The sequence below is a fragment of the Streptomyces sp. NPDC001157 genome (genome assembly GCF_053598255.1).
Genome location: NZ_JBSFJW010000003.1, coordinates 188047 through 212493, shown reverse-complemented (window position 1 = coordinate 212493; position 24447 = coordinate 188047). Strand labels below are relative to the sequence as shown.

At 69.6% G+C, this 24447-nt stretch carries 22 protein-coding genes; 11 read left to right on the top strand and 11 right to left on the bottom strand.

Annotation, left to right across the window (positions count from 1 at the left end; genetic code table 11):
* Nucleotides 1–1038 (bottom strand): NAD-dependent epimerase/dehydratase family protein, encoded by a 1038-nt coding sequence (locus ACWDAG_RS07095; protein WP_450694574.1) that lies wholly within the window; start codon nucleotides 1036–1038, stop codon nucleotides 1–3.
* A 37-nt stretch (nucleotides 1039–1075) separates the two neighbouring features.
* Entirely contained in the window at nucleotides 1076–3112 is a 2037-nt protein-coding gene (locus ACWDAG_RS07090) for a TerD family protein (protein WP_450694573.1), read from the bottom strand.
* A 275-nt stretch (nucleotides 3113–3387) separates the two neighbouring features.
* On the opposite strand from ACWDAG_RS07090, the gene ACWDAG_RS07085 reads away from it, so the two are divergent.
* Nucleotides 3388–4161, top strand: a complete 774-nt coding sequence (locus ACWDAG_RS07085) for an IclR family transcriptional regulator (RefSeq protein ID WP_450694572.1) — start codon at nucleotides 3388–3390, stop codon at nucleotides 4159–4161.
* Nucleotides 4158–5003 carry an SMP-30/gluconolactonase/LRE family protein gene (locus ACWDAG_RS07080; protein WP_450694571.1) on the top strand — a complete coding sequence of 282 codons (846 nt, stop codon included), beginning with the start codon at nucleotides 4158–4160 and terminating at the stop codon, nucleotides 5001–5003. The genes ACWDAG_RS07085 and ACWDAG_RS07080 overlap by 4 nt, the downstream gene beginning before the upstream one ends.
* On the opposite strand, the gene ACWDAG_RS07075 is transcribed toward ACWDAG_RS07080, so the two are convergent.
* Genes ACWDAG_RS07075 through ACWDAG_RS07065 form a run of 3 tightly spaced genes read right to left on the bottom strand, consistent with a single transcriptional unit; the run spans nucleotide 4993 to nucleotide 8175 of the window.
* Complete coding sequence (locus ACWDAG_RS07075; RefSeq protein WP_450694570.1) at nucleotides 4993–6396, bottom strand: FAD-dependent oxidoreductase; 1404 nt, start codon at nucleotides 6394–6396, stop codon at nucleotides 4993–4995. The genes ACWDAG_RS07080 and ACWDAG_RS07075 overlap by 11 nt on opposite strands.
* The gene (locus ACWDAG_RS07070) at nucleotides 6389–7618 is read right to left on the bottom strand and encodes an MAB_1171c family putative transporter (protein ID WP_450694569.1); all 1230 of its coding nucleotides are present in this window, start codon (nucleotides 7616–7618) and stop codon (nucleotides 6389–6391) included. The genes ACWDAG_RS07075 and ACWDAG_RS07070 overlap by 8 nt, the downstream gene beginning before the upstream one ends.
* Nucleotides 7615–8175: a toxin-antitoxin system, toxin component family protein gene (locus ACWDAG_RS07065; protein WP_450694568.1), complete on the bottom strand. Its 561-nt coding sequence runs from the start codon at nucleotides 8173–8175 to the stop codon at nucleotides 7615–7617. Before ACWDAG_RS07065 ends, ACWDAG_RS07070 begins: the two co-directional genes overlap by 4 nt.
* Nucleotides 8176–8517: 342 nt before the next feature.
* Here ACWDAG_RS07065 and arfA point away from each other — a divergent pair, with 342 nt between their 5' ends.
* Nucleotides 8518–10029: an arabinosylfuranosidase ArfA gene (gene arfA, locus ACWDAG_RS07060; protein WP_450694567.1), complete on the top strand. Its 1512-nt coding sequence runs from the start codon at nucleotides 8518–8520 to the stop codon at nucleotides 10027–10029.
* 4 nt (nucleotides 10030–10033) lie between these two features.
* Here arfA and ACWDAG_RS07055 read toward each other — a convergent pair whose 3' ends face one another.
* Entirely contained in the window at nucleotides 10034–13015 is a 2982-nt protein-coding gene (locus ACWDAG_RS07055; RefSeq protein ID WP_450694799.1) for a beta-galactosidase, read from the bottom strand.
* A 91-nt stretch (nucleotides 13016–13106) separates the two neighbouring features.
* Between ACWDAG_RS07055 and ACWDAG_RS07050 the strand changes: the two genes are divergently transcribed.
* On the top strand, nucleotides 13107–13565 hold the full coding sequence (locus ACWDAG_RS07050; protein ID WP_450694566.1) for an RrF2 family transcriptional regulator: 459 nt from the start codon (nucleotides 13107–13109) through the stop codon (nucleotides 13563–13565).
* Nucleotides 13566–13570: 5 nt separating this feature from the next.
* Here ACWDAG_RS07050 and ACWDAG_RS07045 read toward each other — a convergent pair whose 3' ends face one another.
* A complete protein-coding gene (locus tag ACWDAG_RS07045; protein WP_450694565.1) occupies nucleotides 13571–14065 on the bottom strand; it encodes a DUF3515 family protein in 495 nt (164 codons plus the stop codon).
* Between the two features lie 117 nt (nucleotides 14066–14182).
* Here ACWDAG_RS07045 and ACWDAG_RS07040 point away from each other — a divergent pair, with 117 nt between their 5' ends.
* The 3 genes from ACWDAG_RS07040 (at nucleotide 14183) to ACWDAG_RS07030 (ending at nucleotide 16048) form a co-directional block, all read left to right on the top strand.
* A complete protein-coding gene (locus tag ACWDAG_RS07040) occupies nucleotides 14183–14656 on the top strand; it encodes a hypothetical protein (RefSeq protein WP_450694564.1) in 474 nt (157 codons plus the stop codon).
* Complete coding sequence (locus ACWDAG_RS07035) at nucleotides 14653–15210, top strand: TlpA family protein disulfide reductase (protein ID WP_450694563.1); 558 nt, start codon at nucleotides 14653–14655, stop codon at nucleotides 15208–15210. The genes ACWDAG_RS07040 and ACWDAG_RS07035 overlap by 4 nt, the downstream gene beginning before the upstream one ends.
* Before the next feature lie 187 nt (nucleotides 15211–15397).
* On the top strand, nucleotides 15398–16048 hold the full coding sequence (locus ACWDAG_RS07030; RefSeq protein ID WP_450694562.1) for a DUF4360 domain-containing protein: 651 nt from the start codon (nucleotides 15398–15400) through the stop codon (nucleotides 16046–16048).
* A 61-nt stretch (nucleotides 16049–16109) separates the two neighbouring features.
* Here ACWDAG_RS07030 and ACWDAG_RS07025 read toward each other — a convergent pair whose 3' ends face one another.
* Nucleotides 16110–17012: a hypothetical protein gene (locus ACWDAG_RS07025; RefSeq protein ID WP_450694561.1), complete on the bottom strand. Its 903-nt coding sequence runs from the start codon at nucleotides 17010–17012 to the stop codon at nucleotides 16110–16112.
* Nucleotides 17013–17172: 160 nt separating this feature from the next.
* Between ACWDAG_RS07025 and ACWDAG_RS07020 the strand changes: the two genes are divergently transcribed.
* Nucleotides 17173–18993: a trypsin-like serine peptidase gene (locus ACWDAG_RS07020; RefSeq protein ID WP_450694560.1), complete on the top strand. Its 1821-nt coding sequence runs from the start codon at nucleotides 17173–17175 to the stop codon at nucleotides 18991–18993.
* A 160-nt stretch (nucleotides 18994–19153) separates the two neighbouring features.
* On the opposite strand, the gene ACWDAG_RS07015 is transcribed toward ACWDAG_RS07020, so the two are convergent.
* Entirely contained in the window at nucleotides 19154–19780 is a 627-nt protein-coding gene (locus ACWDAG_RS07015) for a hypothetical protein (protein WP_450694559.1), read from the bottom strand.
* Between the two features lie 166 nt (nucleotides 19781–19946).
* Here ACWDAG_RS07015 and ACWDAG_RS07010 point away from each other — a divergent pair, with 166 nt between their 5' ends.
* Nucleotides 19947–20915, top strand: a complete 969-nt coding sequence (locus ACWDAG_RS07010) for an ArsR/SmtB family transcription factor (RefSeq protein ID WP_450694558.1) — start codon at nucleotides 19947–19949, stop codon at nucleotides 20913–20915.
* Here the strand turns inward: ACWDAG_RS07010 and ACWDAG_RS07005 are convergent.
* The gene (locus ACWDAG_RS07005; RefSeq protein ID WP_450694557.1) at nucleotides 20878–21162 is read right to left on the bottom strand and encodes a DUF397 domain-containing protein; all 285 of its coding nucleotides are present in this window, start codon (nucleotides 21160–21162) and stop codon (nucleotides 20878–20880) included. The genes ACWDAG_RS07010 and ACWDAG_RS07005 overlap by 38 nt on opposite strands.
* A complete protein-coding gene (locus ACWDAG_RS07000; protein WP_450694798.1) occupies nucleotides 21159–21995 on the bottom strand; it encodes a helix-turn-helix domain-containing protein in 837 nt (278 codons plus the stop codon). The genes ACWDAG_RS07005 and ACWDAG_RS07000 overlap by 4 nt, the downstream gene beginning before the upstream one ends.
* Nucleotides 21996–22102: 107 nt before the next feature.
* Between ACWDAG_RS07000 and ACWDAG_RS06995 the strand changes: the two genes are divergently transcribed.
* Both ACWDAG_RS06995 and dnaK read left to right on the top strand, forming a co-directional pair.
* A complete protein-coding gene (locus ACWDAG_RS06995) occupies nucleotides 22103–22573 on the top strand; it encodes an ATP-binding protein (RefSeq protein ID WP_450694556.1) in 471 nt (156 codons plus the stop codon).
* A gap of 100 nt (nucleotides 22574–22673) precedes the next feature.
* The gene (gene dnaK / locus ACWDAG_RS06990) at nucleotides 22674–24446 is read left to right on the top strand and encodes a molecular chaperone DnaK (RefSeq protein WP_450694555.1); all 1773 of its coding nucleotides are present in this window, start codon (nucleotides 22674–22676) and stop codon (nucleotides 24444–24446) included.
* Nucleotide 24447 lies beyond the last annotated feature (1 nt).

The following is a 24447-nucleotide window of genomic DNA, read 5'->3' as shown; positions in this document are numbered from 1 at the left end:
TCACTTTCGACGTTGCGCGCGCCACGCCTCGTAATGGTCCAGGAGGGTCTCCTCGACGGGCCGGTAGCTGATGCCCAGCTCCTCGACACTACGGCTGTTGTCGACCTGGAACCGGATGCCGAGATGACCTCGGATGTAGTCCTGGGTGAGCCCGAAGGCGGGGCCGAGGATGCGAACGGGCCAGTGCGGAAGGCGATTTCGCGGCAGCCGTAGATCTCTCGGATACCGCCCCCGAAGGATCCGCGCCATCTCGTGGAAGGACGTCATCCGCTCCGCCGCGAGGATGTAACGCCCGTGGGCGTCCGGTTTCTCTGCCGCGGCGATATGCGCGTCCGCGACATCCCGCACGTCCACCGTGGTGAAGCTGAAGTCGGGGGCGCCGTAGAAGAAATACCCCTTGAAGAGCTCATCGAGGAGGAAGAGACTGCCGGACTCGGAGGCGGGGGTCAGGGAGGGCCCGAGCACCAGCCCCGGATTGACGGCGACCATGCGCCAGCGGTCCTGGGAGCGTTCGGCCTCCCAGGCGGCCTGCTCCGCGACGGTCTTGGCGTAGTGGTACGGATTGTTCTCGACGGTGCTGGTGGTGTTGAAGTACGCCTCGGTCAGGACCTGCCCCTCCATGTCCCGCACGTCCGCGTAGTCGCCGAATATCGCCCCGACGGTGGAGGTGAGGACGAGTCTGCGGACGCCGGCTGTCCGCTCGATGCTCCCGATCACATGGCGCGTACCGACAAGGGCGGGCTGGACCATGTCCCGCTGCCCGTCCTTGATCTTCTCCGGCATGAAGAAGGGCGAGGCGACATGAAAGACGACCTCGCACCCCTTCATCGCCTCGTCGAAGGCCCCGTCGACGAGCAGATCGGCCTCGAACAGCTCCAGCCGTCCGGGAAAGCGGTCCTGCAGCGCGGTCAGGGGCGCGACCTTCGCTCTGTTCGCGACACTGCGCACGGTGGTGCGCACGTGATACCCACGCTCCAGCAACCGCTTCACCAGATGACAACCGACGAACCCACTGCCTCCGGTCACCAGCACGTCCACGGGCACTCCGATCTACGTCCTGCCGGTCGTAACTCCCTTACCCCGTACGCTCCTTCGACGAAGCCCGCCGCGGCGTCGCGGCGTCCAGGTGGACCACCACCGTCATGTAGAAGCGCTGCACCGCGTCGTCCACGCTGCGGATGAAGCCGGTCTCCGCGCTGCCACGGCCGCTGCCCATGCCCTTGAGCAGGGACAGACGGAAACCGGTGATCCGGGTGGCTGCGTTCTTCGGCAGCATGTCGGCCGGCTCGGGGCGCAGGCGCTCCAGAGTTCCCCGGGGCCCGCCCGCTTCGCCTTCGACGAGCGTTTCGACGTGGAGGTCCGCCGGCGCCTCCTCCAGCCGACGGATCAGCCGCTTGGCCCAGGTCAGTGGGTAGCCCTGGTCCGGTGCCGGGATCTCGACGGACGTGCGCAGCCTGCCGGTCCGCAGGTCGGCGGTGACGGTCAGCAGACCGGGTGCACCCTCGACGCGCAGCTCCGCCTGGAGCCGCCCGTCGGCGCAGAGCTGGTCCGCCAGCCGAGAGCGGCGGGCCCCGGGATCGGCCCCGCGCTTGGCCCGCTGGACCGGCAGGACCTTCTGACCGAGTTCGCCACCGAGCCCGAGACACACCTGGCGGATGAGCCGCTCCCAGCTCTCGACCACCTCCAGGGCCCGCGCGTCACCCTGGCACAGGGTCTCGTCGTCGATTCCGTTGCGCACGGGCACCCAGGCCGAGCCCATGTTCTGGAAGCCGTGGCAGCCGGAGTTCTCGTGCTGCAGATACTGCAGCAGCTCCTGCAGCAGCCAGGCGTGCGCGGCGTTGCCCACACCCTCGTGCCGGATCAGCATTTGTGCCTGGTGGGTGACTTCGGCCCAGGACAGATGCCGCAGCGCCACCTTGTGCTTGCGTCGCCCGTCGATCTTGACGTCGACGAGCGGGCTGCCTTCCAGAGCGACGTCGTTCGAGAGCGTGATCACGGCCTCGTAGCCACGACGGGCGGCGATGTCCATGTACGCCTGCACCTGTTCGGCCTTGAGGGAGTTGCCGTTGGTCTTGGTCTCGATGAGCGCCGTCCACAGCTTCCCCGCCCGTTCGACGCGGATCACCCCGTCGGGGCGCCGGGGTGTGTCGCCGTGCGGCAGGGAGACCTCGGTGAACGTTTCCATACGGCCCGCCGGTGCTCCGAACGCGGCCGTCAGCCTGCGGCCGAATTCCGGCACCTGCGCCATCACCGACAGCAGCACCGAGGTGGCACGCGTCTCCCGGTCCCGGTCGCTCTTGAGCACTGAAACCGGGAAGAGCCGTGCTTCCTTCCAGGTCTCGTTCTCCGCCAGGGACTTCCGGGTCTCCTTGGGCAGCGTGACCTTCTTCTTCGCCGTGCGAGGCCGTGCGGGCGACTTCCCCGGCCCGGTCTCGGGCTCGCCGCTGGGCCGCCGGGGAGCCGGGATGGCCTCGAGGGCAGCGGTCCGCGCAAGAGCCTCGGCGGGCGCGGCGGGGACCGCCGTATCCAGGGGCTCTCTGCTTTCCGGTGCTTCCGCCTCGGCCGAGTCGTCGTCGATGTCCACGCCGAAGTCCGCCGCCAGGCCGGCCAGCCCTGCTTCGTAGCCCTGCCCCACGGCCCGGAACTTCCACTCGTCCGCACGCCGGTACAGCTCGCCGAAGATGATCGCGCTCACCGAGTCGGCGTCGTCGATCGTGAAGCGCAGCAGGTGCTCGCCGGCGCCGTCGGCCAGCGTGAGCCTCAGGTCTTCCAGTTCCCCGAACCGGGCACTCTCGTAGCGGCTCGCGGCTACGACGATCCGGTCCACGTCGGCCGGCACCGCGGTCAGGTCGAAGCCGATGCGGTCCTCGTTGCCGTCCGCTGTCGGTGTCTTCCCCAGCAGTTGCACGCTCCCGTCGGCGGCCACCGGGTTGTTGTAGAAGTAGAAGTCGGTGTCGCTGCGCACCTTGCCGTGCGGGTCCAGCAGTAAGACGGACACGTCCGCGTCGCCCTCGCCGCTCGGGCTCACCCAGCTCAGACCGACGATCACTGAACCGACGTTCTCGCTCAGGGCCGCCAGAGACACGTTCGAGCCCTTGACCATTTCCCGCATGGACCCCCCCAATCACACCACCGGGGCGCCGCCGACCCCGCCCGCCGCGGCTGTCCCGTGCGCGACATGATGTGACGTGTCGCACATGGGGGACAGTAGTACCACAGGGGTCGTCAGGTGGTCTGTGCAGAACCATTGCCCGGGCAAACGCACTATGCGTAGCCTGTGTTCGTCATGCCGATCGTCTGTTGAAATTTCGAACAGGCGCCTAAGCTCGACACCGTCAGACAACAACCTCAGACAACAACCTCGGACAACAAGGGAGGGGGCCGGTCGTGGGACGCCTGGTACCTGCCGTGACTCGGGCTCTCGACATTCTTGAGCTCTTCCTCGACGGGGACGGGACGCTCTCCGCCCCGGACATAGTGCGCAAGCTGCAGCTGCCGCGCACCACCGTGCACGAGCTGGTCACCACGCTCGCCGCCCGCTCGTACATCGTCCAGGTGCCCGGGCAGCCGGGACGCTACCGGCTCGGTGTACGGCCGTACCAGCTCGGGAGCCGGTACGCCGAGCAGCTGGACCTCGCGGCCGAGGGGCAGCAGGTGGCCCGGTCCGTCGCCGAGACCTGCGACGAGACGGTGCACGTGGCGATCCTGGAGGGTACCGACGTCATCTACATCGCCAAGGTGGACTCCACCCATGCGGTGCGGATGGTGTCGGCGGCCGGACGCAGGCTGCCCGCGCACTGCACGTCCGTCGGAAAGATGCTGCTGGCCTCCCTTCCGGAGCAGGAACTCACCGCTCGGATCCCGGACGACGCCGAGCTCGTCGCGATGACTCCCAACAGCATCACCGAGCCGTCCGCCCTGCGCGAGGCCCTGGCCCAGATCCGTCAGCGCGGGATCGCGGTCGAGAGCCGTGAGTCCAACCCGGATGTGAGCTGTGTGGCGGCGCCGGTCCGCGACCGTGCCGGGCAGGTCGTGGCCGCCCTCTCGATCTCCGTGCCCATGATCCGCTGGAGCGACGAGCGCCGCGCCGAGCTGGAGCAGCTCGCCGCCAAGGGCGCCGTCGAGTTGTCGGAGCGCCTCGGCCACCGGACCGTGGCATGACCGCGTACGAGGTGGCGGTGCGTGCCGAGGCCACCCTGGGCGAGGGGCCGACCTGGGACGCGGACGCCGGACGGCTGATCTGGATCGACATCCTGGGCGCGCGTGTGTACACGTACGACCCGGTGACCGGCCGTCGCACGACCCGCGTCACCGACCAGCACGTGGGCGCGGCCAAGCCGAGGGCCGGCGGCGGGCTGGTGCTCAACCTCCGCGACGGGGTCGGGCTCGTCGACCCCGACGACACCTTCCGCTGGCTGCACCGTGAGGTCGTCCCCGGCCGCCGTGCCAACGATGCCGCCGTCGCCCCCGACGGCTCCCTCTGGGCCGGCACCATGCGCTACGACGAGACGGCGGGCGGCGGCACGCTGTCCCGGATCACCGGGGACGGCTCGGTCGAGCTCGTCCTCGACGACGTGGCCGTGAGCAACGGCACCGGCTGGAGCCCCGACGGCCGCCTGATGTACTACGTCGACTCGCCGACGCGGCAGGTCGACGTCTTCCACCACGAGGACGGCAGGGTGGCGGACCGCCGCCGGTTCGCGCAGATCGAGGACGGCGCCGGCTTCCCCGACGGGCTGACGGTGGACGCCGACGGCTGCGTGTGGGTGGCGCTCTGGGACGGCGCGGCGGTACGCCGCTACACACCCGACGGCGAACTGGACCGTGTGATCGAACTCCCCACGCCCCGCGTGACCGCCTGCACCTTCGGCGGCCCGGACCTCACGGACCTGTACATCACCACGGCCCGAGTGGGCCTCACGGCACCTCACCCGGTGGCGGGTTCCCTGCTGGTCGTGCCCGGCGTCGGAAAAGGGCTGGAGCAACCGCCCTTCAGGGGCTGAGCCCTGCCGCCTTGCGCTCCCCGGCCGTCAACGGCGGCCCGCTCAACGCCGGTCTGAGCGGGCCGACGAGTGCGGCCAGCAGCACGGACGGTGTCAGCAGCACCTCCGCTCCCCGCTCCAACGACGTCACATCCGTGACCCGCGCGGCGATCCGCCCGTTCCCGGTGGCGGTGTACAGCAGTCGGCCGACGTACGCCGCCACCAGCCGGTCGCGCAAAGTGGGGCCGTTCTCGGTCGCCCCGGGATAGAACACGTCCATCCCCAGAGCCAGGTCCCAGGCCGCCGACGCCGGCCGCGCCACGGCCTTCTGGATCCGCCGGGCCAGGCCCGCCGAACCCCAGCCGTGCCGCCGTACCGTGTCGCGCAGTGCGACCGCGCTCTGGGCGGCGACCGACATCCCATGCCCGTAGACCGGGTTGAGCGCGCACAGGGCGTCCCCGACCACGGCGAAGTTCTCCGGCCAGGCCGGCATCCGCTCATGGTGGTGGCGGCGGTTGGCGGTCGTCCGCGTGTAGGCCACGTCCGTCAACGGCTCGGCGTGCGTGAGCAGTTCGGCGATCACGGGGTGGCGCAGGTCCTCACGCGCGTACCGCAGGAAGTCCTCGGCTCCGGTGGGTGGTTCGGCGCCTCGGGAACCGAAGAGCGTGACGATCCACCGTCCGTCCTCCACGGGCAGCAGCACGCCCCCGCGCCCGGGTTCTCCGGTGCGCGGGTCCGGCTGGACGCTGACGACCGGGAAGCCCTCCCGCGCCCCGGCAGGGGCCAGGAACACCCGACTCGCGTACGCCATCCCGGAGTCGACCTCGCGCCGCTCGACCTGCGGCAGCCCGAGCCCCCTCAGCCAGTGCGCCGCGCGTGAGCCGCGCCCGGTGGCGTCGACGACGAGGTCGGCCGGCAGAGTCCGTTCGGCGGCCCCGGAGCGGTGTGGCCGGATCCGTACGCCGGTCACCGCCGCGGCGCTGCCGACGGGCCCGAGCACCTCGGTGCCCTCGACGAGTGTGATGCGCTCGTCGGCAAGGACGGCCGCCCGCACCGTCGCATCCAGCAGGTCCCGGCTGCACAGCAGCATGTGGTGCGACTCGGCCCACCGCCGGTACCAGCCGTACGGCGACAGGGCCACCATGTCCTCGGTCACCGGCAGCCGGTGTGCTCCGGCGTCGAGCAGCCGTCCGACGAGGCCCGGCAGCAGCTCTTCCAGCGCGTGCGCCCCGCCCGACCACAGCTGGTGGACGTGCCGGGCCTGGGGGAGCCCCCTGCGGGGCTCGGGACCGGCCGGCAGCATGTCGCGTTCCACGATGGTGACGTGGTCGGCGACGCAGGCCAGCGCGCGGGCGGCGAGCATACCGGCGAGGGAGCCGCCCAGGACGACGGCGGTGGTGGGGCGTTCAGTCATGTACGGGCTCGTTCTGTGCCGGGGCGGCCGTGCGGGCACGGACCGCGTCGAGGTCGTCGGGGTTGCGGAGGGCTCGGGAGACGGCTCCGATCTCCTGCAGGAGAACGGTCGTGTCGGAGCCGCCGGTGTCGCTCCCGTCCGCGGCCCGGCTCCGACGGCCGACGGCGTCCTGGATGGTCACGGCGGCGGCCAGCGCCTTCGCCCGTCCGGGCGTGAAGCCGAGGGCGAGCGCGGCGTCGTACGAGCGCCTGCGCAGGTCCTCGTCGATGTGCTGGGCCAGCGGCAGCAGTATGTCGCGGATGAAGGTCTCGCGACGGATCAGCCGCAGATCCGGGGAGGCGCGCAGCACGAACGGCACGCCGGAGCCGTTGACGGACTTCATCAGCAGGTACAGGGGCCGCAGTTCGCGGTGGACCAGGCGCACCCGCCAGCGGTCGTGCAGAAACTGGCCGACGTGCGGGAGGATGAAGCCCACGGCGATCAGGATGGCGGACAGGCAGGCGACCGGCGGCGCGAGATCGGTGCTCAGCCAGTCCAGGTCGTGGCCCGTCCAGCGGGCGCCGACGGCGGTCAGCTTGGCGGCGTCGAAGATGAGGTTGAGGGCGTAGCCGACGCCCAGGCACACCAGCCCCCAGCGCAGCCAGGCGTCGAGTCCGTCGGTGCGCACCCAGTTCCAGATCAGCCGGGACGTGATGAGGACGGCCGTGCAGTGCGCGAGGAGATAGAGCAGGGTCTCCTCGCGCATGAACGGAGTGTTGGCGTAGTACGTGTCCAGGTCACGCACCCGCTCCACCGGCGCGTGGGCGAGGACGAACAGCACCCACAGCGCGACGATCACGCCCGAGTAGACCCAGATGACGAGGCGCATGGCGCGGCGAGTCCCGGCGGAGCGGTCGGACAGGCCGTTGCGCCAGGCGATGATCAGCAGCAGACAGGAGCCGCAGAACGCGGTGAGCAGGGAGTACACCAGGGGCGCCGCGAAGTTCGGTACGCCCGTGATGCGGTTGACCCGTGCGATCGTCGCCGGAGCCGCGAAGACGAACACGGCGCAGGCGAGCAGCAGCAGCCCGCCGACCGAGCGCAGCAGCGGATCCCGCCAGAGCCGGATGATGGTGGGCAGCTTGATCGCCAGTGCGGCGGTCAGGACGACGGTGGGGATCCAGAACGAGATGTACAGCTGGCCGAGGAGGCCGGAGGGGTCGAGCGCCAGCAGAGTGCTCATCCCGTCCTCCTGCCTCTGCGGTAGCCCAGCGAACGCTGCACGGGGCCGGGCTGCGTGTCCGGGCCGTGCCCCGACAGGAGTGGTCGGAACGCGGCCGCGAGCCGGTGCCCGAAGTCGTCGGCCTCCGCCTCGTCGGCCACGCGGGAACCGTCGCGCGCGGCCACCGACAACGCCACGTCGGTCCATCTGCGCCGGTCGGCCAGCGCCGCCCCCGCCACATGGTGATGGCTGTGCCCGGCGTGCAGATGCCACAACTCATGGCCGAGGATGACCAGTTGCTGCACCGCCTCGGCCCGTTCCTCGACGATCACCAGGTCGAAGTCGGAGAACTCCACCCACAGCCCGGTGACTTCGATCTCGTCGGGGAACCGCTCGAAGCGCAGTTCCACCGGCCGCCCGCCGCGCAGCACGCTCATCTCCTCGCACAGCGCCCGGCACAGCTCCCGCGCGTCGGCCGGCGGGCTGGGTCTGGCCCGTATCGCCGCCCTGAGGCCGTCCGTCAGCTTCCGCATGCGGGAGCCCCTACGCGAGCGCCGCAGCCCGGCCGCGATGTCCATCGCTCCCCCTTCTGACGCCGCACGACAGGCCGTCCGAGCCTACGCCGTCGTTCAATCTCGAACCGCAGCCCTGGCTGGAAAGTCCTGCCCGACCCATTGACTGGCAAGCGCTTCCTATCTACGGTCCCGTTCGAAGTTACGAGCGCATTTCGAAATACCGAACGCATCAGGACTGTACTGCCTGAACTGGACACCCGACGGCCGGCCAGCGACTTTTGGGGCGCGGGGCTGTGTCGATATGCGGCTACCGCCGCGCGGGCGCGAGCAACCCCCACGAACCCGCAACCCCCACGAACCCGCAGCCGCCAACGAACCAACAACCACCCACCCCGAAAGGCGCCCATGCGTACCGCCCGCTTCGCCCTCGACCCCGCCTTCACCATCGGCGAGGTCAACCCCCGTGTCTTCGGTTCCTTCGTCGAACACCTCGGCCGCTGCGTCTACACCGGCATCTTCGAACCCGGCCACCCCACCGCGGACGAGGCGGGCCTGCGCCAGGACGTCCTGGACCTCGTCCGTGAACTCGGCGTCACCGCCATCCGCTACCCCGGCGGCAACTTCGTCTCCGGCTACAAGTGGGAGGACTCCGTCGGCCCCGTCGAGGACCGCCCCCGCCGCCTCGACCTCGCCTGGCGTTCCACCGAGACCAACCGCTTCGGCCTCTCCGAGTACATCGCCTTCCTGAGGAAGGTCGGCCCCCAGGCCGAACCCATGATGGCCCTCAACCTCGGCACCCGGGGCGTCGCCGAGGCCCTCGAACTCCAGGAGTACGCCAACCACCCCGCCGGCACGGCCCTGTCCGACCTCCGTGCCGCGCACGGTGACAAGGACCCCTTCGGCATCAACCTCTGGTGCCTGGGCAACGAGATGGACGGCCCCTGGCAGACCGGCCACAAGACCGCCCAGGAGTACGGCCGGATCGCCGCCGAGACCGCCCGCGCGATGCGCCAGATCGACCCGGGCGTCGAACTCGTCGCCTGCGGCTCCTCCAGCCAGTCCATGCCGACCTTCGCCGCGTGGGAGGCGACGGTCCTGGAGGAGACGTACGAGCTCGTCGACCACATCTCCCTGCACGCCTACTACCAGCCCGAGGACGGCGACGTCGACTCCTTCCTGGCCTCCGCCGTCGACATGGAGTCCTTCATCGAGAACGTGGTCGCCACCGCCGACCACATCGGTGCGAAGCTGAAGTCCAAGAAGAAGATCAACCTCTCCTTCGACGAGTGGAACGTCTGGTACATCTCGGAGTGGCACGAGATCGAGAACTCCGGCGCGCGGGACTGGGCGGAGGCCCCCCGTCTCCTGGAGGACAACTACAGCGTCATGGACGCCGTGGTCTTCGGTTCCCTCCTCATCGCCCTGCTGCGGCACGCGGACCGCGTCACCGTGGCCTGTCTCGCCCAGCTCGTCAACGTCATCGCCCCGATCATGACCGAGCCCGGCGGCCCGGCCTGGCGCCAGACGACCTTCTTCCCCTTCGCGCAGGCCTCGCGGTACGGCCGTGGCCAGGTCCTCGACGTCCGGGTCGACTCACCGACGTACGAGACGAAGAAGTACGGCCAGGCCGACCTCCTGCACGCGACCGCCGTGCGCGCCGAGGACGGCACCGTCACCGTCTTCGCCGTCAACCGGAGCCTGACGGACGCGCTGCCGCTCGAAGTCGCCCTGAACGGCCTGGACCTGACGTCGGTCGTCGAGCACAGCGCCCTCGCCGACGCCGACCCGGACGCCCGCAACACCCTCGACGACCCCGAGCGGGTCGCCCCGCACACGGTCGAGGGCACCGCCCTGCGGGACGGCACCCTCACCGCCGCACTCGAACCGCTGTCCTGGAACGTGATCAGGCTGGCCTAGCACCTCACGTCGACCGGCCGGGGGAGGCCACCGGTGCGACCGGTACTCCTCCGGCCGCCGCGCCCAGCAGCGTCAGCCGTACGTCCGACGGTCCCGACGGTGTGGTTCCGTCGGACAGGACGGCCAGGGCGAGTGTGTTGGTGCCACGTGTGCGCAGGATCCCGTTCGGGAGTACGAAGGTGTGCTGCGGGCCCACGTCGTTGATGTACTGGCCCATGTTCCAGCCGTTCAGGAAGATCTGGACGCGGTAGGCGCGGGCCGGGTCGTCGTCGAGGACCAGCCCGATGGAGGCGTCGGTGCCGGCGTCGACCGCGAGCCGGAAGGACGTTCGGTACCAGGTCACCCCCTGCCGCCGGTCCGTCCGCGGCAGCCGCACCGGCTCCCAGCCGCCGTCGCCGTGTCCCGGCAGATGCCAGCCGTTGCGCTCCCCGTACAGCCCGCCGTTGTTCTGCGGTCCGCGCACGGGGTCGGGCGCTGTCTCGCCCTGCAGTCGCCAGCTCAGCTGCGGGGCGGCCCCCGCGAAGGTGACCGCCGTCAGCCCGCGCGCCACCTTGTGCGTGTCCAGGGCCTTGCCGTCCTGGTCGTGCTGCATACGGCGGACGAGGACCGACAGCACGTGCGGCGTGTCCGTGCGCAGCGCCTCCGGTACCGGGAAGACGGCCGTCGCGGACCAACTCCCCTGCCGCACCGTCTTGTTGCCCGGCACGGGCATCCGGTGCGTGCCCAGCGGCCGCCCGTCCAGCCATGCCATCAGCAGCCCCTGCGTGCCCGTGCTGTAGGCCAGCGACACGGACTCGGCGCCGGTCGCGTCGGTGAAGCGCCCGCGGTACCAGACGTCCCCGTAGTGGAAGGAGTAGTCGTCGGCGAAGAGGACCGGCTGTCCGGCGGGGACCGGTGTGGTGCTGTGGGTGGTGGTCTTGTCGGCGGGCGTCCAGGAGGAGTCGTCGAAGCCGGGCGCGGACTCCGGGTTCTCCGTCTTCCGCAGCCAGCCGTTGCTCAGTTCGGGCAGTGCGACCGCCCCGACACCGGCCAGCGGCTGCGCACCGCGCAGGCTGCCGGAGGAGGTCGCATGAGTCTTCAACTCCCTGTCGTTCCAGGTGAGTTCGTGGATTCCACGTGGTCCCCACACCTCCAGATCCGCCGCTTCGACGGTGTCCCCGGTCAGCCGGACCGCCGTCCCGTCGACGGCCGCGGTCCGCAGCAGGGCGGGCCCGTACACGAGGACCGGGCCGGAGGGGGTGTCGTGCGGCCACAGTCGTACGGAGGTCTCGTCGTCGGCGAGGAGCAGGAGGAGGGGGGTGGAGGTTCCGCCGCCGGTCACCAACACCCGCGTCAGACCGTCCAGTTCGGCCTCGACCTGCAACAGCCCGTCCGCGTACGCATGCTCGGCCTCCCCTTCCAGCACGGTGACCGTCGGCTCGCTCGCGCACTCCAGTGCGGTCACCGTGTCCTCTCCCGACCGCCCGGTGAGCACGGCGATCTGCTGCCGCCCGGCGCTGAGGGCCAGCATGGGCTGGGCGTTGGAGTACCGCAGCTTCCGCCGCCCCAGCCTGATCCCGGCGGCCAGCAGCCGCGCGTCCTGCGCCGGGACCGCCACCGGGACCGGGAGTTCGGCACCGTGCAGCGGGAGTTCGGAGGCGACCGGCACCTCGCCGTCGTTGCGCAGGACGTACACATGGGCGCCGGTGTCGGGGTTGGTCAGGTGGTACACCTTCAGCCCGTCCGCCGCGGCGTCCGTCTCGACGTCCGCCGCACGGTCCAGTTTGGCGAAGTCCGGGATGTGCCGCAGCAGATGCCCGAGCTGGTGCATGGGGATCAGCTTGGCGGTCTGCTGCCGGCCCTCGTCGATGGCCGCCCCGTAGTCGTACGAGGTGTAGACGACCGGCGCGGGCAGCCAGCCCCAGGAGGTGCCGCCGAAGGTCATGTAGACGCTGTGCAGGGTGATGCCGTTGGCGAGGTTGGTGAGGTAGAAGCGCCGCTCGTACGCCGCGTCCCGCAGCCGCCTCGACTCCGCGTACCCCTTCTTGCCGAACCAGACGCCACCCCACGGATCGAACCAGCCGCCCCCGAACTCCGGTACGAAACCCGGGGTTCGGGGGCTGGCGGTCGCGCCGCCCTTGGCCCCGCCGGTCCCGAAGTGTCCCCAGTCGGGCGGGGTCAGGGTGGGCGAGGGATAGCCGTCGAAGCCGTACAGCCAGCGTCCCTGCTCGCCGCCCGTGTCGAAGGAGCCGGGGATCCAGTAGCCGTTCCGGCTCTTGTCGTTGTGGAAGAGCGGTACGTCGATGCCGTCGGACCGGACCTTCCGGTACAGGTGGGCCATGTAGTCACGGCCGGTCGGCTCGGTGACGTACGCGTCGTACTCGTTCTCGATCTGGTAGAGCAGGACCGTCCCGCCGCCCTGGGTGTACAGGTGCCGGGCGACGATGGCGTTCACCCGGGTCAGCCACTCGTCGACGTACGACAGATAGGTCGGGTCGGTGGTCCGTGCCCGGCCCTCGGTGGCCGTCAGCCAGCCGGGGAAGCCGCCGCCGTCGATCTCGGCGTTGATGTACGGGCCGGGGCGGAGGATGACGTACAGGCCGGTCTCGCTCGCCGTCCGCAGGAACAGGTCCAGGTCGCGGATGCCGGTGAAGTCGTACTGCCCCGGGGTGGGGGAGTGGTAGTTCCACGACACGTAGATGCTGACCGTGTTGTAGCCGTGGGCGCGCATCTTCTGCAGGACGTCGCGCCACAGCGACGGGCTCGGCAGCCGGAAGGGGTGCATCTCGCCCGACCAGACGACCAGCCGTCTGCCGTCGACGAGGAGCGAGTAGCGGTCGAAGCCGATCGTGTGCCGCCGCCCGTCCGCGCCCGGTGTGCCGGGCGGCGGGCCCGTGGGGGCGGTCTGGGCGGCGTACGCGCAGGTCATGGCGCCGCTGCCGCCCAGTGCCAGGCCGAGGGCCGTGGTGCCGGCGAGGGCGTTGAAGGTACGTCTGCTGAGCCCCAAGGGAGCCTCCCGTCGGGCCGGCCGGTCGGCGGCGCGTGTGAGGTCGTCGTGCGAGGTCATTGTGTACGGCCGCACCCAGCACAATGGTCGTATGAGGATCTCGGCACGGGCGGATTACGCGGTACGGGCGGTTCTTGAACTTGCGGTCCGGCAGGACGACGGGCCCGTGAAGGCGGAGGCCATCGCCGCCACGCAGGAGATCCCGCACAAGTTCCTGGAGGGGATCCTCGGCGATCTGCGGCGCGGCGGCATCGTCGACAGCCGGCGCGGGGGCGGCGGCGGCTACCGGCTGGCCCGCGAGGCCGCGCGGATCACGGTCGCGGATGTGATCCGGGCGGTCGACGGCCCGATCGTGTCCGTGCGCGGGGAGCGGCCCACGGGCCTGGAGTACACGGGCTCCGCACAGCCGCTGCTGCCGCTGTGGATCGCGCTGCGGGCCAATGTCCGCCGCATCCTGGAGGGCGTCACCATCGCGGACATCGCAGCGGACGCCCTGCCGGCGCCGGTACGGGAACTCGCGGCGGAGCCGGCGGCCTGGGAGAACCCGTAACCGGCTCAGCTGCGCGTGATGCAGTGGGACGTCTGCTTGACGGAGGAGACGACCCGGGAAAGGTCGATCAGAGCCGCGTCGGTCTGGCTGGAGCCGTCGAAGACGACCTGGGTCGCCGGGTCGCGGCCGTAGGTGACGATCACCTTTCTGGTGCCGGTGGACTGCGCCAGGTCCATGACCCAGTCCACGCCGTCGACCGCGAAACACGGGTCACCGGTGACTCCCGGAGGCGTGACACCGCAGCGCAGAACGATGTCCCGGTCCCCCCAGACGGCGATCCCGGGAAGGCTGCCGTCCCGGCGGGACAGGCCGCCGAGGGACGCCGGGGCGCCGTCGGCGATGCGGTGGCAGTGCGGTGCGCCGGAGAACCTGGCGGGGCGTACGCCGGCGTCGGCATCGGTGTAGGCGATGCCGTGGGCGGCGAGGGCACCGCCCACGGCGAGGACGCATGCGCCCACGGCCAGGGTGAGTCGGGTCGGGCGCAGACGTATCGACGGCATGGACGGAACGTTAGGACAGTCCGCCGCAGACCCCGGACCCGGCCCCCGGAGCGCCGGGGAGCACAATGATCAGGTGGCGGGCGGCAGTTGGGGCCCGCCGGTGAAAGGGGGAGTGACGTGACTGTCACTTGGCGGGGCGCCGTTTCGTACGCGCTCACCGTCGTTGTCCTGTCCTGGCTGGTCGGAGCCGGTGTGGACCTGGCCTGGCAGGCCGCTCCCGGCGGGAGTGTCGGGGGCTGGGCCGATTTCTGGTGGAAGAACCCTTGGCACGCGGTCTTCGTGGGCGCCGCGACCGTCTCCCTGGTGCTGGCCCGGCGCCTGCTGGCGCCGCTGCCGCGCTGGCGCGTGACGCTGGTCGACGGGTCCGTCTACCTGGCGGCGCTGCTGGTCTGCTCGGGGGTGGCGGCGTGGGCGGAGGGCGACGTCGCACCGGCGGACTGGGCGTTCGTCATGGCGATCGTCGCGCTGTACACGCTCCAGCTGCCCGCCGCGTGGATGCTGTGCGTCTGGCGGTCGGGAAGCCTGGAGGTCGTCCTCAGCGGGACGCGGACGGGGACGGACGAACTGCACGGGGGAATGGCCGACCGATGACGAAGACTCGACACATGTACGCGGTTGTCGCGGCGGCCTGTGCGGCGGTCCTCGCCGGCTGCTCCTCCCCAGCGCCCATCAGCGACGCCAGTCCCGGGGATCCGCTGATCAGGACCTGGAAGGAGGGCGAGCGACCCGCTGTTCCGGACCTCTCCGGACCCTCCCTGGAGGGCGGCACGGTCAGCCTCTCCGACTACCGCGGCAAGGTCGTCCTGATCAACGCGTGGGCCTCCTACTGCCCTCCCTGCCGGGCGGAGGCGCCCGAGCTCAAGAAGATCCAGAAGAAGTACGGCGCCCGAGGACTGCGCATCCTGGGGCTCGACAGCGACGTCGGCCGGGGTGCCGGTCTCGCCTTCCAGAAGCAGTACCGGCTGGATTACCCCTCCCTGCACGACCCCTCGGGTAAGCAGCTCCTGAGGCTGCCGCGGGGTGTGGTGACCACGCAGGGGCTGCCGTTCACGATCGTCGTCGACTCGTCCGGGAAGGTGGCGGCGGTGCGGATGGGAGCGGTGACGGAAGCACGGCTCGTGAAGATCATCGAACCGTTGCTGTGATCACAGCCGGGCGACGTTCTGCCGTGTGAAATCCCCGCCTGTGAATGGCTTGAGTTCGCCCTGACTGGTTCGGGTGCGCCTCCCTACGATGCGATCGCCCCGCGCCTTCACAGGATCCCCACGGTTTCTTCAAGGGCTTCGGGCGGGCCGGGGTGCGCCACCCCCCACTCACAGAACCGGAGAAGCCATGACTGGCGGATTCCTGCTGAGCGGCGCCGTAGCCGCTCTGCTCACCACCGCACTGCCCGGACCGGCCTCGTCCCCCGTCGTCGACAACCCGCCCCCGGACAAGATCGTCATCGATGTGGCGACGGTGAACGGCTCCGGCTGCCCGCAGGGCACCGCGGCCGTCGCCGTCTCCCCGGACAACACGGCCTTCACGGTCACCTACAGCCAGTACCTCGCCCAGGCCGGCGGCAACTCCGATCCGACGGCCTTCCGCAGGAACTGCCAGCTCAACCTGATCGTGCACGTCCCGCAGGGTTTCACCTACGCCATCGCCAGCGCCGACTACCGCGGCTTCCTCTCGCTCCAGCCGGGGGCGAGTGCCACGCAGAAGGCCTCGTACTACTTCCAGGGCTCCTCGAACACGGTGCCCAAGACCCACCCGTTCAACGGCTCGTACAACGACGACTGGCAGGCAACCGACAGCACGGAGGTCGCCCAACTGGTCTGGGCGCCCTGTGGAGTCCTCCGCAACTTCAACATCAACACCGAGCTGAGAGTGAACGCGGGGACCGCGAACCCGGGCAAGGTCAGCTTCATGACCATGGACTCGACCGACGGGAACATCAGCACCACGTACCACATGGCGTGGAAGGAGTGCCCGGCAGCCTAGGTGCCGTGCCGACCCCGAAGCCGCCTGTCGGCAGGGGACTTCTCGGAAATGTGCGGCACTTTTACGACTCGTCGACCGGTCCCGTCGCGGCGGCACGCGCGCGGCGGGACCGGGCGCGCAGGAGGAACGCCGCGCCCGCCGCGGCCACGAGGAGCGCGCCGCCCGCGGCCCACGCGATCGCCGTGGTGCGGTGCGCCGCCGCCTGCCGGGCCTGGCAGGCCTCTGGGTCGGCGGCGGGGGCGACGCGCAGCCGGGCGATGGGTTTGGCGGGGCCGTTCTGGTCCACGGCGTGCCGGTAGATGACGTAGAGGCCGGGCGTGGCGTCGCACCTGAGGGTGGCGGTGGCGGTCAGGGTGGCTTTGCCGTCTTGCAGGACGGGGCGGTCGGTGAAGGCGCGCGAGGTGAGGCTATCGCCCTCCGAGGCAAAGACGCCGTCGGTGGTGATCTCGATGCGGCTGCCGGCCCGGAAGGTCCGCACGTCCCACTCCGTCTGTGGCCAGGGGGCGTCCGGACCCCAGCGTTCCTCCAGCTCGGGCCGGGGCAGCTTCTTCACTTTGTCGCGGCAGGCCCGGCGGGCGGCCTCGTCGGCCGGTTCCACGCGCACCCGGGCCCACTGGAACGGGTGCTCTTCCGGGCGCACGTCTCCTGGGTCGCGCCGTAGGACCGGATAGGTGCCGGGCTTGGCCTCGCAGGAGATGGTGACGGTGGTCGTCACCAGCGGATCCATCATGCGCATCTTGCCTGCCGTGATGAACGCGGATGAGCGCATGATGTCGCCGTTTGAGGCCTCGCCCCGTTTCTGCTGGGCGTCGATCGTCAGCTGGTCGCCGGGCCGCACCGACCTGACGCTTCCGTAGGTGAGCGATGGCGTCGGCTGTGAGGACGAAGCCGAGGCCGGCCCGGCCGCCAGGAGGGGCAGCAGGAGCGGAAGCGCCGCCCACGCGGCAGTGCGGAATCTGTCCATCGCTCTTGCCTGTCCTGTCTTCTGACGCCGTACCCGGCAGCATTCCGGGGGTCGGTATGCTGGCCGCTCTTCATTGTCGAACTGGTGTGCGATTGCGTTGCGTGAAGCTCGACGTCACCCACTCGCCGTTCGGCTCACTCCAAGACGGAAAGACACCTCGTTGCGTTCCAGATACAGCTGGATTCCTGCCCTCGTGCTCGGACTGTGCGCGGGCATACTCGGCCCCGGGCATGCGTCCGCCGCGACCGGCTCCCCTGCTCCCTCGGGCGGACCGAGCCTCAGCGAGGAGGAGAAGTACTGGACGGCGGACCGCATGGACAACGCGGTCCCGGTCGACGCCGCACCGGCCCCGGCCGCCGCCAGGCACGGAATCAGCGCACAGCGCGCCGCCGCCCACCGGCCGCCGCCGTCCGGCACACCTGACCCCGAGCACTTCCTCGGCCACCCGATGGTGGGCACCTTCTTCTACGACGGCAGGCCTCTGGGTGGCCCGATGACCTACTGCACGGGCAGCGTCGTGCACACGGCCGCCAAGGACATCGTCCTGACCGCCGGGCACTGCGGAATCGGCCTGGACACGGCGAAGCACGCCATTTTCGTGCCCCGTTACCGCATCGGTAAGTCCGCCGCCGAGCAGCCGGACGGCGTCTTCCCGGTCGCCAAGGTGTACCGGGACCAGCGCTACTCGAGGAACACCAAGGCGGCCGCGTCCGACCTCGACCTGGCCTTCGCCCAGGTCGACGCCAACAGCCGCGGCAAGGTGGAGGACGTCACGGGGGCTCTGACCTTCACGCCCACCAGCAGCTACCGTCACAAGGTCACCGTCATCGGCTATCCCGGCTCGGCCGGCGACAACCCCGGGCACGTGCCGGTCCGCTGCCCCGTCAGCACCTCCCAGCTGCCGGGCTTCCGCCAGATGCGCATGACCTGCAAGGGCTTCTACAACGGTGTCTCCGGCGGTCCCTGGATCGAGGACTACAACAGCACCACCGGTACCGGCAAGGTCATCGGCAACACGGGCGGATACAACGGCGGCGGCAACGACGCCAACGACGACTGGGTGACGTACGCACCGGTCTACGGCAAGGACGCCCAGGACCTGTTCAACCACGCCGCCGACCACAAGGAGCTGCCCCAGAAGCCGCCCTACGAGGGATCCGGGGACCCGTGGCTGCCCGGCTCGGCGGCCACCTGGCAGCACGCCGGCCTGCTGGCCTCGGGTGACTTCCGGCAGACCGGGCACAGCGACATGATCGTGGTCTGGACCGACGGCGAGGTCACGCTCTACCCCGGCAACGGACACGGCGGCTACGACACCGAACGGCAGCTGCTGGCCGCCAACGGCACCTGGAAGAACGCCAAGACCATCACCGCGGGCGACTTCACCGGGTCCAGGCAGTTCGACCTGCTGGTCCGCTGGTCGGACGGCGAGGTGACGCTGTACGGCGACGTCGGCAGCAAGGGCCTGAACTGGTCCGGCATCCAGATGATCAAACCCAACGACACCTGGAAGAACGCGGTCCAGATCTCCGCGGGCCGCTTCGCCGCGGCCCAGTTCGTCACCGACCTCATCGTGCGCTGGACCGACGGGGAACTGACCCTCTACACCAACGTCAGTGCCGGTACGTTCGGTCAGGAGCACAAGCTCAAGGACCCGAACGGCACCTGGAAGAACGCCACGCTCCTCACCAGCGGCGAGTTCTCCGGCAACACCAAGTGGGACCTCATGGTGCGCTGGGTCGACGGTGAACTCGACAACTACGTAGGTACCACCACCTCGGGCCTGGGCAAGGAGCAGCGCATCCTCGACCCCAACAAGACCTGGACCCACGACACAGCCATGACGACCGGCGACTACACCGGAAACGGCCGTACCGACGACCTCGTCATCCGCTGGTCCGACGGGGAGACCACCATGTACACCGACACCGGCGCCGCACAGCTGGGAACCGAGCATATGCTCGTCACCCCGACCTCCTGACCCGCCGACCCCGTTTCGGGGGAGTGGCAAGCGGCGCGGGGCCGCGCAGGATGAGGGACATGGCGGTACGCATTCACTTCACCGACGACGACCGGTTCGGGTCACCCCTGTAGCCATGGCCGATTCCGAGGATCGGAACCGGCCATGGCCCGGGTGGGCGTCAGTGGCCCAGCACGCAGGGGCGCAACGTCTGGATGAAGTAGTCGTTGTCGCCGTGCAGGTGGATCGTTGTGGACAGATCCAGTCTTTCGCAGATCTTGCCCGTTTGCTCATCGATCAGGAAGTGGTGGGACAGGGTGGCGTGGTACCCGGTGTTGTGCTGAATGGAGAGAGAAGTGTTCTCATCGGTTGTGGTCCGCCCCGCTCGCTGCTTGTTGCCGCAGGTGCGTGTGTACCCGACCCCGCCGAACCATCCGGTGCCCGCCGAGAGCTGCCAGTTGTTGGAGCAGCTGTAGTTGTACCAGACCTGGCTCTGGGTGATCTTGCTGAGCTTGACGGCGTGGCCGTTCCGGCCGCAGTTGTTGCGGCTTTGGACGTACATCGTCGGTTTGTCGAGCTGAACCTCGTGGACCTGGATCTCGTCGTAGCCGCCGGTCACTGTCCTGCTGTAGAACCGGATGGACCCGTGTGCGTCGACCAGGAGGCAGACTCCGAGAGGTGATGTCGCGGAGAAATAGACCTCGTAGGGGTGGCTGTGCCACTTGAAGTCGGCGGCCTGCGCAGGGGCGGCCAGACCGGCGACCAGCGCTATCGCCGCAACGAAAGGAAGAATGATCTTCTTGAGCATGGAAAGGAGGTTACGGAAAGCGCTTCACGGCTTCCCTGATTTTTCTTTGAGTTGACCTGGTGCAGGGTGAAGAAAGAGTGGAGCCCCTGGCTGAGGCGGCTGTGTACGTGCCACCCCATGATTTCTCAGGATGGCAAGCGGCGCGGGGCCGCGCAGGATGAGGAACATGGCGGTACGCATTCACTTCACCGACGACGACCTCTCTCAGATCCGGCTGGCGCAGGCTCCGGACCCGATGTGGGAAGCGCTGCTGAGCATGCACATGCTGCAGACGGACACCGGGTCGTTGGTCTTCGGCAGTTGGCGGCAGACGGTACGCCGCCAACTGCCCGCCCCCGTAGGTGAGTTGCTGCGGCTCGCGCCACCGGTCGGCTACTCTGCGGACTTCCTCACCCCGGCCGCCGGCACCGGTGGCCTGGACGCAGGTGTCGGCGCCCTGCTGTCCACGCCACGGCAGCGTCTCGGGCGGGATCTGGCCGAACTCGCCGGCGCCGGACGCCGGTTGCCCTCCTGGGCGCGGCTGCTCGCCGACGGCGACAAGGACACCGTCACCCACCTCGGACGCCTGCACCGGCACTACTTCGCGACCGCGCTGGCCCCCTGGTGGAACCGCATCCGTACCCGCTTCGACGCCGAACGCGCCGCACACACCCGCTACTTGGCCGACCACGGCCTCGGAGGACTGCTCAACTCCCTGCACGCCGGACTCGCCTGGCACCGACCGGTCCTGGAACTCACCGGCCTGGGCATCGACCGCGACATCCACCTCGACGGCCGCGGACTCCTGTTGCTGCCCTCGTACTTCTGCTGGCGCAGGCCCACGCTGCTCAAGGATCCGACGCTGCCGTGCGTCGTGGTCTATCCCATGGCGCACGAGGGTGCGCTGAGCACCGCTCCGGGCCTACGTTCCCTGGACGCGCTCCTCGGCCGCACCCGTGCCGAGATCCTCGAATCGGTGGCCGGTCGCGGCGTGACGACGACCGAACTCGCCCACGACACGGGCGTCGCCATGGCCACCGCCAGCCACCACGTCGGCATCCTGCGCGAGGCGGGCCTGCTCAGCACGTGCCGGGCGGGCAGGGCCGTGCTTCATACGGTCACGCCACTGGGGCTTGCCCTTCTGGACGGGCGGTGAGGGCGGAGACGTAGGTGAGAAAGCCTTCCCAGGCGGGGGCAGGGAGGGTGAGGTGGGGGCCCTGCTTGTTCTTGGAGTCGCGGATGTGGATGGTGGTGGGGCAGGTGGCTACCTCTACGCAGTCGCCGTCGCCGCTGCTGGAGTAGCTCGACTTGTGCCAGTTCAGAGCGACTTCGACGCAGTCGCAGTCGCCGTCGCCGCCGCTGCTGTAGCTGCTCTTGAACCAGGTCAGTTCAGAGGTCTTCATAGCTCCCCTCGCATCCGTTGCAACAGGCTCCGAGAGTCTTCCGCGGTGAGAGCCTGTGACCGCATCCTGGCATACCGCTGGTGAAGGATGCTGATCTCTTTCGCGTCGGATACGAGCAGTCCGCCTCGCTGTCCCTCGCAGTAGGCGAACCACTTGTTCTTCGGGGTCTCCAGAAGCTGCATGGGCCCGGCCAGCCCGCCATGGGACTCCCGAACCGTTGGCATGACCTGGACCTCGACGTTCCGCAGTTCGCCGATCTCCAGTACGTGGTCGATGGCTTCCCGCGTGATCTCGGCTCCGCCCGTGCGCCGCCGGAAGACGTGCTCCTCCACGATGAAGCCGAACGCTGTGTTCGGGAGGTCCCGCAGTAACTGCTGGCGCTTGGCTCGGGCGGCCCAGTTGTCCTCGATCTGGTTGTCATCCAGTGGCGGCAGCTGCTGGGTGAACAGAACCCGTGCGTACCGCTCCGCCTGCAGCAGCCCCGGCACCATCCTCGACTCGTACGTGTAGAGGGTGATCGCGAGCTTCTCCATGGCAGCCCACCGCCGGAACCAGGAAGCCAGCCCCGCCTCCCGCTCCAGGTACTCCGCCGCCTTCCTCAGTGCCCCGGTGTTCCCCAGCGCGGCCTCCGCTGCCTCCACGAACCCGAGGTCCGGCATGCGCCTGCCCAACTCGATGGAAGCGATCGTATGTTTGGAGTACCCCACCAGGTCCCCGAGCTCCTCCCTGCTGAGCCCGTGGTACTCCCGGAGGGCTTGGAGGACCGCTCCGAACTGGCGCAGACTGACCGATGACTCCGGCTCACCGCCGCTTCCCGTACCCATGCTGGACATGGTCACGGCCGGTCACAGGTACTGTCCACCCGGTCACCACGTACGCTCCCGCAGCGTACGCGCCTCCCACCTGGTGAACTGCCCACCCCACCCGCCAAATTGGCCCCATGACAGGCCTCCCCACCCCCCAACCCACGGTCACCGTACGTGTGTTCGCTCAGCGTCTGACCGCCACCCCGCGGGCCGCCCGCCTCGCCCGGCATCTCGCCGTGAACCAGCTGCACGCCTGGGGCATCCCGCACGGCAGTGACGCCTCCGACGACGTCGCCCTGATCGTCGCCGAGCTGGCCGCCAACGCCGTCACGCACGGCCGTGTCCCCGGGCGGGACTTCGAGTTGCGGCTCTCGCTCGTCACGGGCAGCGTCCGTATCGAGGTCACCGACACCCGCGCCGAACGGCACCCGCAGGTCGTGCCGCCGCCCGCACACCTCCTCGACGAGACCGGCCGCGGACTGCTCCTCGTGGATGCGCTCGCCGACCGGTGGGAGGTCCTGGACCGCGAGCCGCCGCCCGGCAAGACCGTTCGCGCGGAGGTCGACCTGCCGGGCTGGCTGTCCCTTGCCAGATGCAGAGCCTGAGGCCTGTTGCGCAGCCGTGTATGGACCATCCGTCAGGGAAACCTGATGGTGGGGAAGTTCACGCGCGGCTGTCGCCGCGGCGGCTGGGGGGGAGCTCACTGTGGCTCGTGCTGTCGGGATCGACCTTGGTACGACGCATTCCGTGGTCAGTGTTCTCGAAGGCGGAGAACCGACCGTCATCACCAACGCGGAGGGCGCCAGGTCCACGCCGTCCGTCGTCGCCTTCACGAAGGACCATGACGTGCTGGTCGGCGAGGCGGCCAAGCGGCAGTCGGTGACCAATACGGACCGCACCATTTCCTCGGTCAAGCGCCACATGGGCACCGGCTGGAAGATCGACATCGACGGCAGGGACTTCACGCCGCAGCAGATCAGCGCGTTCATCCTGCAGAAGCTGAAGCGGGACGCCGAGGCGTACCTGGGCGAGCGGGTCACCGATGCGGTGATCACTGTTCCGGCCTATTTCAACGACTCCGAGCGGCAGGCCACCAAGGAGGCCGGCGAGATCGCGGGGCTGAACGTCCTGCGCATCATCAGCGAGCCGACCGCCGCCGCTCTCGCCTACGGCGTGGACAGGGACGACGAGACAGCCCTGGTCATCCACTTCGGCGGCGGCACCTTCGACGTGTCACTGGTGGACATCGGCAACGACGTGGTCGAGGTGAAGGCCACCAACGGCGACAGCCGGCTCGGCGGTGACGACTGGGACCAGCGCATCGTCGACCACCTGGTCAAGCGGTTCGCCAAGGGCCACGGCGTCGATCTGTCCAGGGACGGGCTGGCGCTGCGGCGCCTGCGCGAGGCCGTGGAGAGGGCGAAGGTCGAGCTCTCCTCGACCACGGAGACCACGATCGGCCTGCCTTACATCACGACGTCCACCGAGGGTCCGCTGCATCTGGACGAGAGGCTCACCCGGGACGAGTTCGAGCAGCTCACCGCCGATCTGCTGGAGCGCTGCAGGACACCATTCCACAACGTCATCAAAGACGCCGGCATCAGGCTCTCGGATATCGACCACGTCGTCCTCGTCGGCGGCTCGACACGCATGCCCGCCCTCATCCAACTCGTCGACGAACTGACCGAAGGCAAGGAGCGCAAACGCGTCCGTTCGGACGACCCGGTCGCCGTCGGTGCCGCCTTGCAGGCCGGCATCATCAAGCACGAGGTGGGGGGTCTCCTGCTGCTCGACGTCGCTCCGCTGTCCCTCGGCGTCGAGTCCAAGGGCGGCATCATGACCAAGTTGATCGAGCGCAACACCACGATCCCGACCAAGCGCTCCGAGATCTTCACCACGGCACGGGACAACCAGTCGGCGCTGGAGATCCAGGTCTACCAGGGCGAGCGCGAGCTCGCGACGTACAACAACAAGCTCGGCACCCTCGAACTGACCGGTCTGCCTCCGGCGAAGGCGGGCGAACCGCAGATCGACGTCGCCTTCGAGATCGACGCCAACGGCATCCTGAGCGTCTCCGCGAAGGACCTCGGCACCGGCAAGGAGCAGCGCGTGCGGGTTTCCGGCGGCTCCGCCCTGCCAAAGGCCGACCTGGAGCGCATGGTGCGTGAGGCCGAGCGCTACGCGGAGTGGGAGCGGGAGCGCTGGGAGGCCGCCGAGATCCGCGACCGGGCCGATCAATTCGTCTACGCCACCGAGAAGTTCATCCATGACCACGAGGACACCGTGGCGAGCGACACCAGGGCCGAGGTAGAGGCCGCGGTCCGCGAGCTCAAGCTGGCCCTGAAGATCGGGGACAGCGCGGCCGTCAGGGAGGCCACCGAGAAGGCCGCCACCACGGCGCAGAATCTCCACCGTCGAGGCACCACTGAGGCTGCGCCCCTTCAGGGGCACGGGGAACTGCGCGATCAGCCACAATGAG

Bases quoted from the DNA above. Each gene is read 5' to 3' on its own strand.
- ACWDAG_RS07090 (WP_450694573.1), bottom strand. From the start codon at position 3,112: ATGCGGGAAATGGTCAAGGGCTCGAACGTGTCTCTGGCGGCCCTGAGC.
- ACWDAG_RS07080 (WP_450694571.1), top strand. From the start codon at position 4,158: ATGACCGCGTACGAGGTGGCGGTGCGTGCCGAGGCCACCCTGGGCGAG.
- ACWDAG_RS07075 (WP_450694570.1), bottom strand. From the start codon at position 6,396: ATGACTGAACGCCCCACCACCGCCGTCGTCCTGGGCGGCTCCCTCGCC.
- ACWDAG_RS07070 (WP_450694569.1), bottom strand. From the start codon at position 7,618: ATGAGCACTCTGCTGGCGCTCGACCCCTCCGGCCTCCTCGGCCAGCTG.
- ACWDAG_RS07065 (WP_450694568.1), bottom strand. From the start codon at position 8,175: ATGGACATCGCGGCCGGGCTGCGGCGCTCGCGTAGGGGCTCCCGCATG.
- arfA (WP_450694567.1), top strand. From the start codon at position 8,518: ATGCGTACCGCCCGCTTCGCCCTCGACCCCGCCTTCACCATCGGCGAG.
- ACWDAG_RS07050 (WP_450694566.1), top strand. From the start codon at position 13,107: ATGAGGATCTCGGCACGGGCGGATTACGCGGTACGGGCGGTTCTTGAA.
- ACWDAG_RS07045 (WP_450694565.1), bottom strand. From the start codon at position 14,065: ATGCCGTCGATACGTCTGCGCCCGACCCGACTCACCCTGGCCGTGGGC.
- ACWDAG_RS07035 (WP_450694563.1), top strand. From the start codon at position 14,653: ATGACGAAGACTCGACACATGTACGCGGTTGTCGCGGCGGCCTGTGCG.
- ACWDAG_RS07030 (WP_450694562.1), top strand. From the start codon at position 15,398: ATGACTGGCGGATTCCTGCTGAGCGGCGCCGTAGCCGCTCTGCTCACC.
- ACWDAG_RS07025 (WP_450694561.1), bottom strand. From the start codon at position 17,012: ATGGACAGATTCCGCACTGCCGCGTGGGCGGCGCTTCCGCTCCTGCTG.
- ACWDAG_RS07015 (WP_450694559.1), bottom strand. From the start codon at position 19,780: ATGCTCAAGAAGATCATTCTTCCTTTCGTTGCGGCGATAGCGCTGGTC.
- ACWDAG_RS07010 (WP_450694558.1), top strand. From the start codon at position 19,947: ATGGCGGTACGCATTCACTTCACCGACGACGACCTCTCTCAGATCCGG.
- ACWDAG_RS07005 (WP_450694557.1), bottom strand. From the start codon at position 21,162: ATGAAGACCTCTGAACTGACCTGGTTCAAGAGCAGCTACAGCAGCGGC.
- ACWDAG_RS07000 (WP_450694798.1), bottom strand. From the start codon at position 21,995: ATGTCCAGCATGGGTACGGGAAGCGGCGGTGAGCCGGAGTCATCGGTC.
- ACWDAG_RS06995 (WP_450694556.1), top strand. From the start codon at position 22,103: ATGACAGGCCTCCCCACCCCCCAACCCACGGTCACCGTACGTGTGTTC.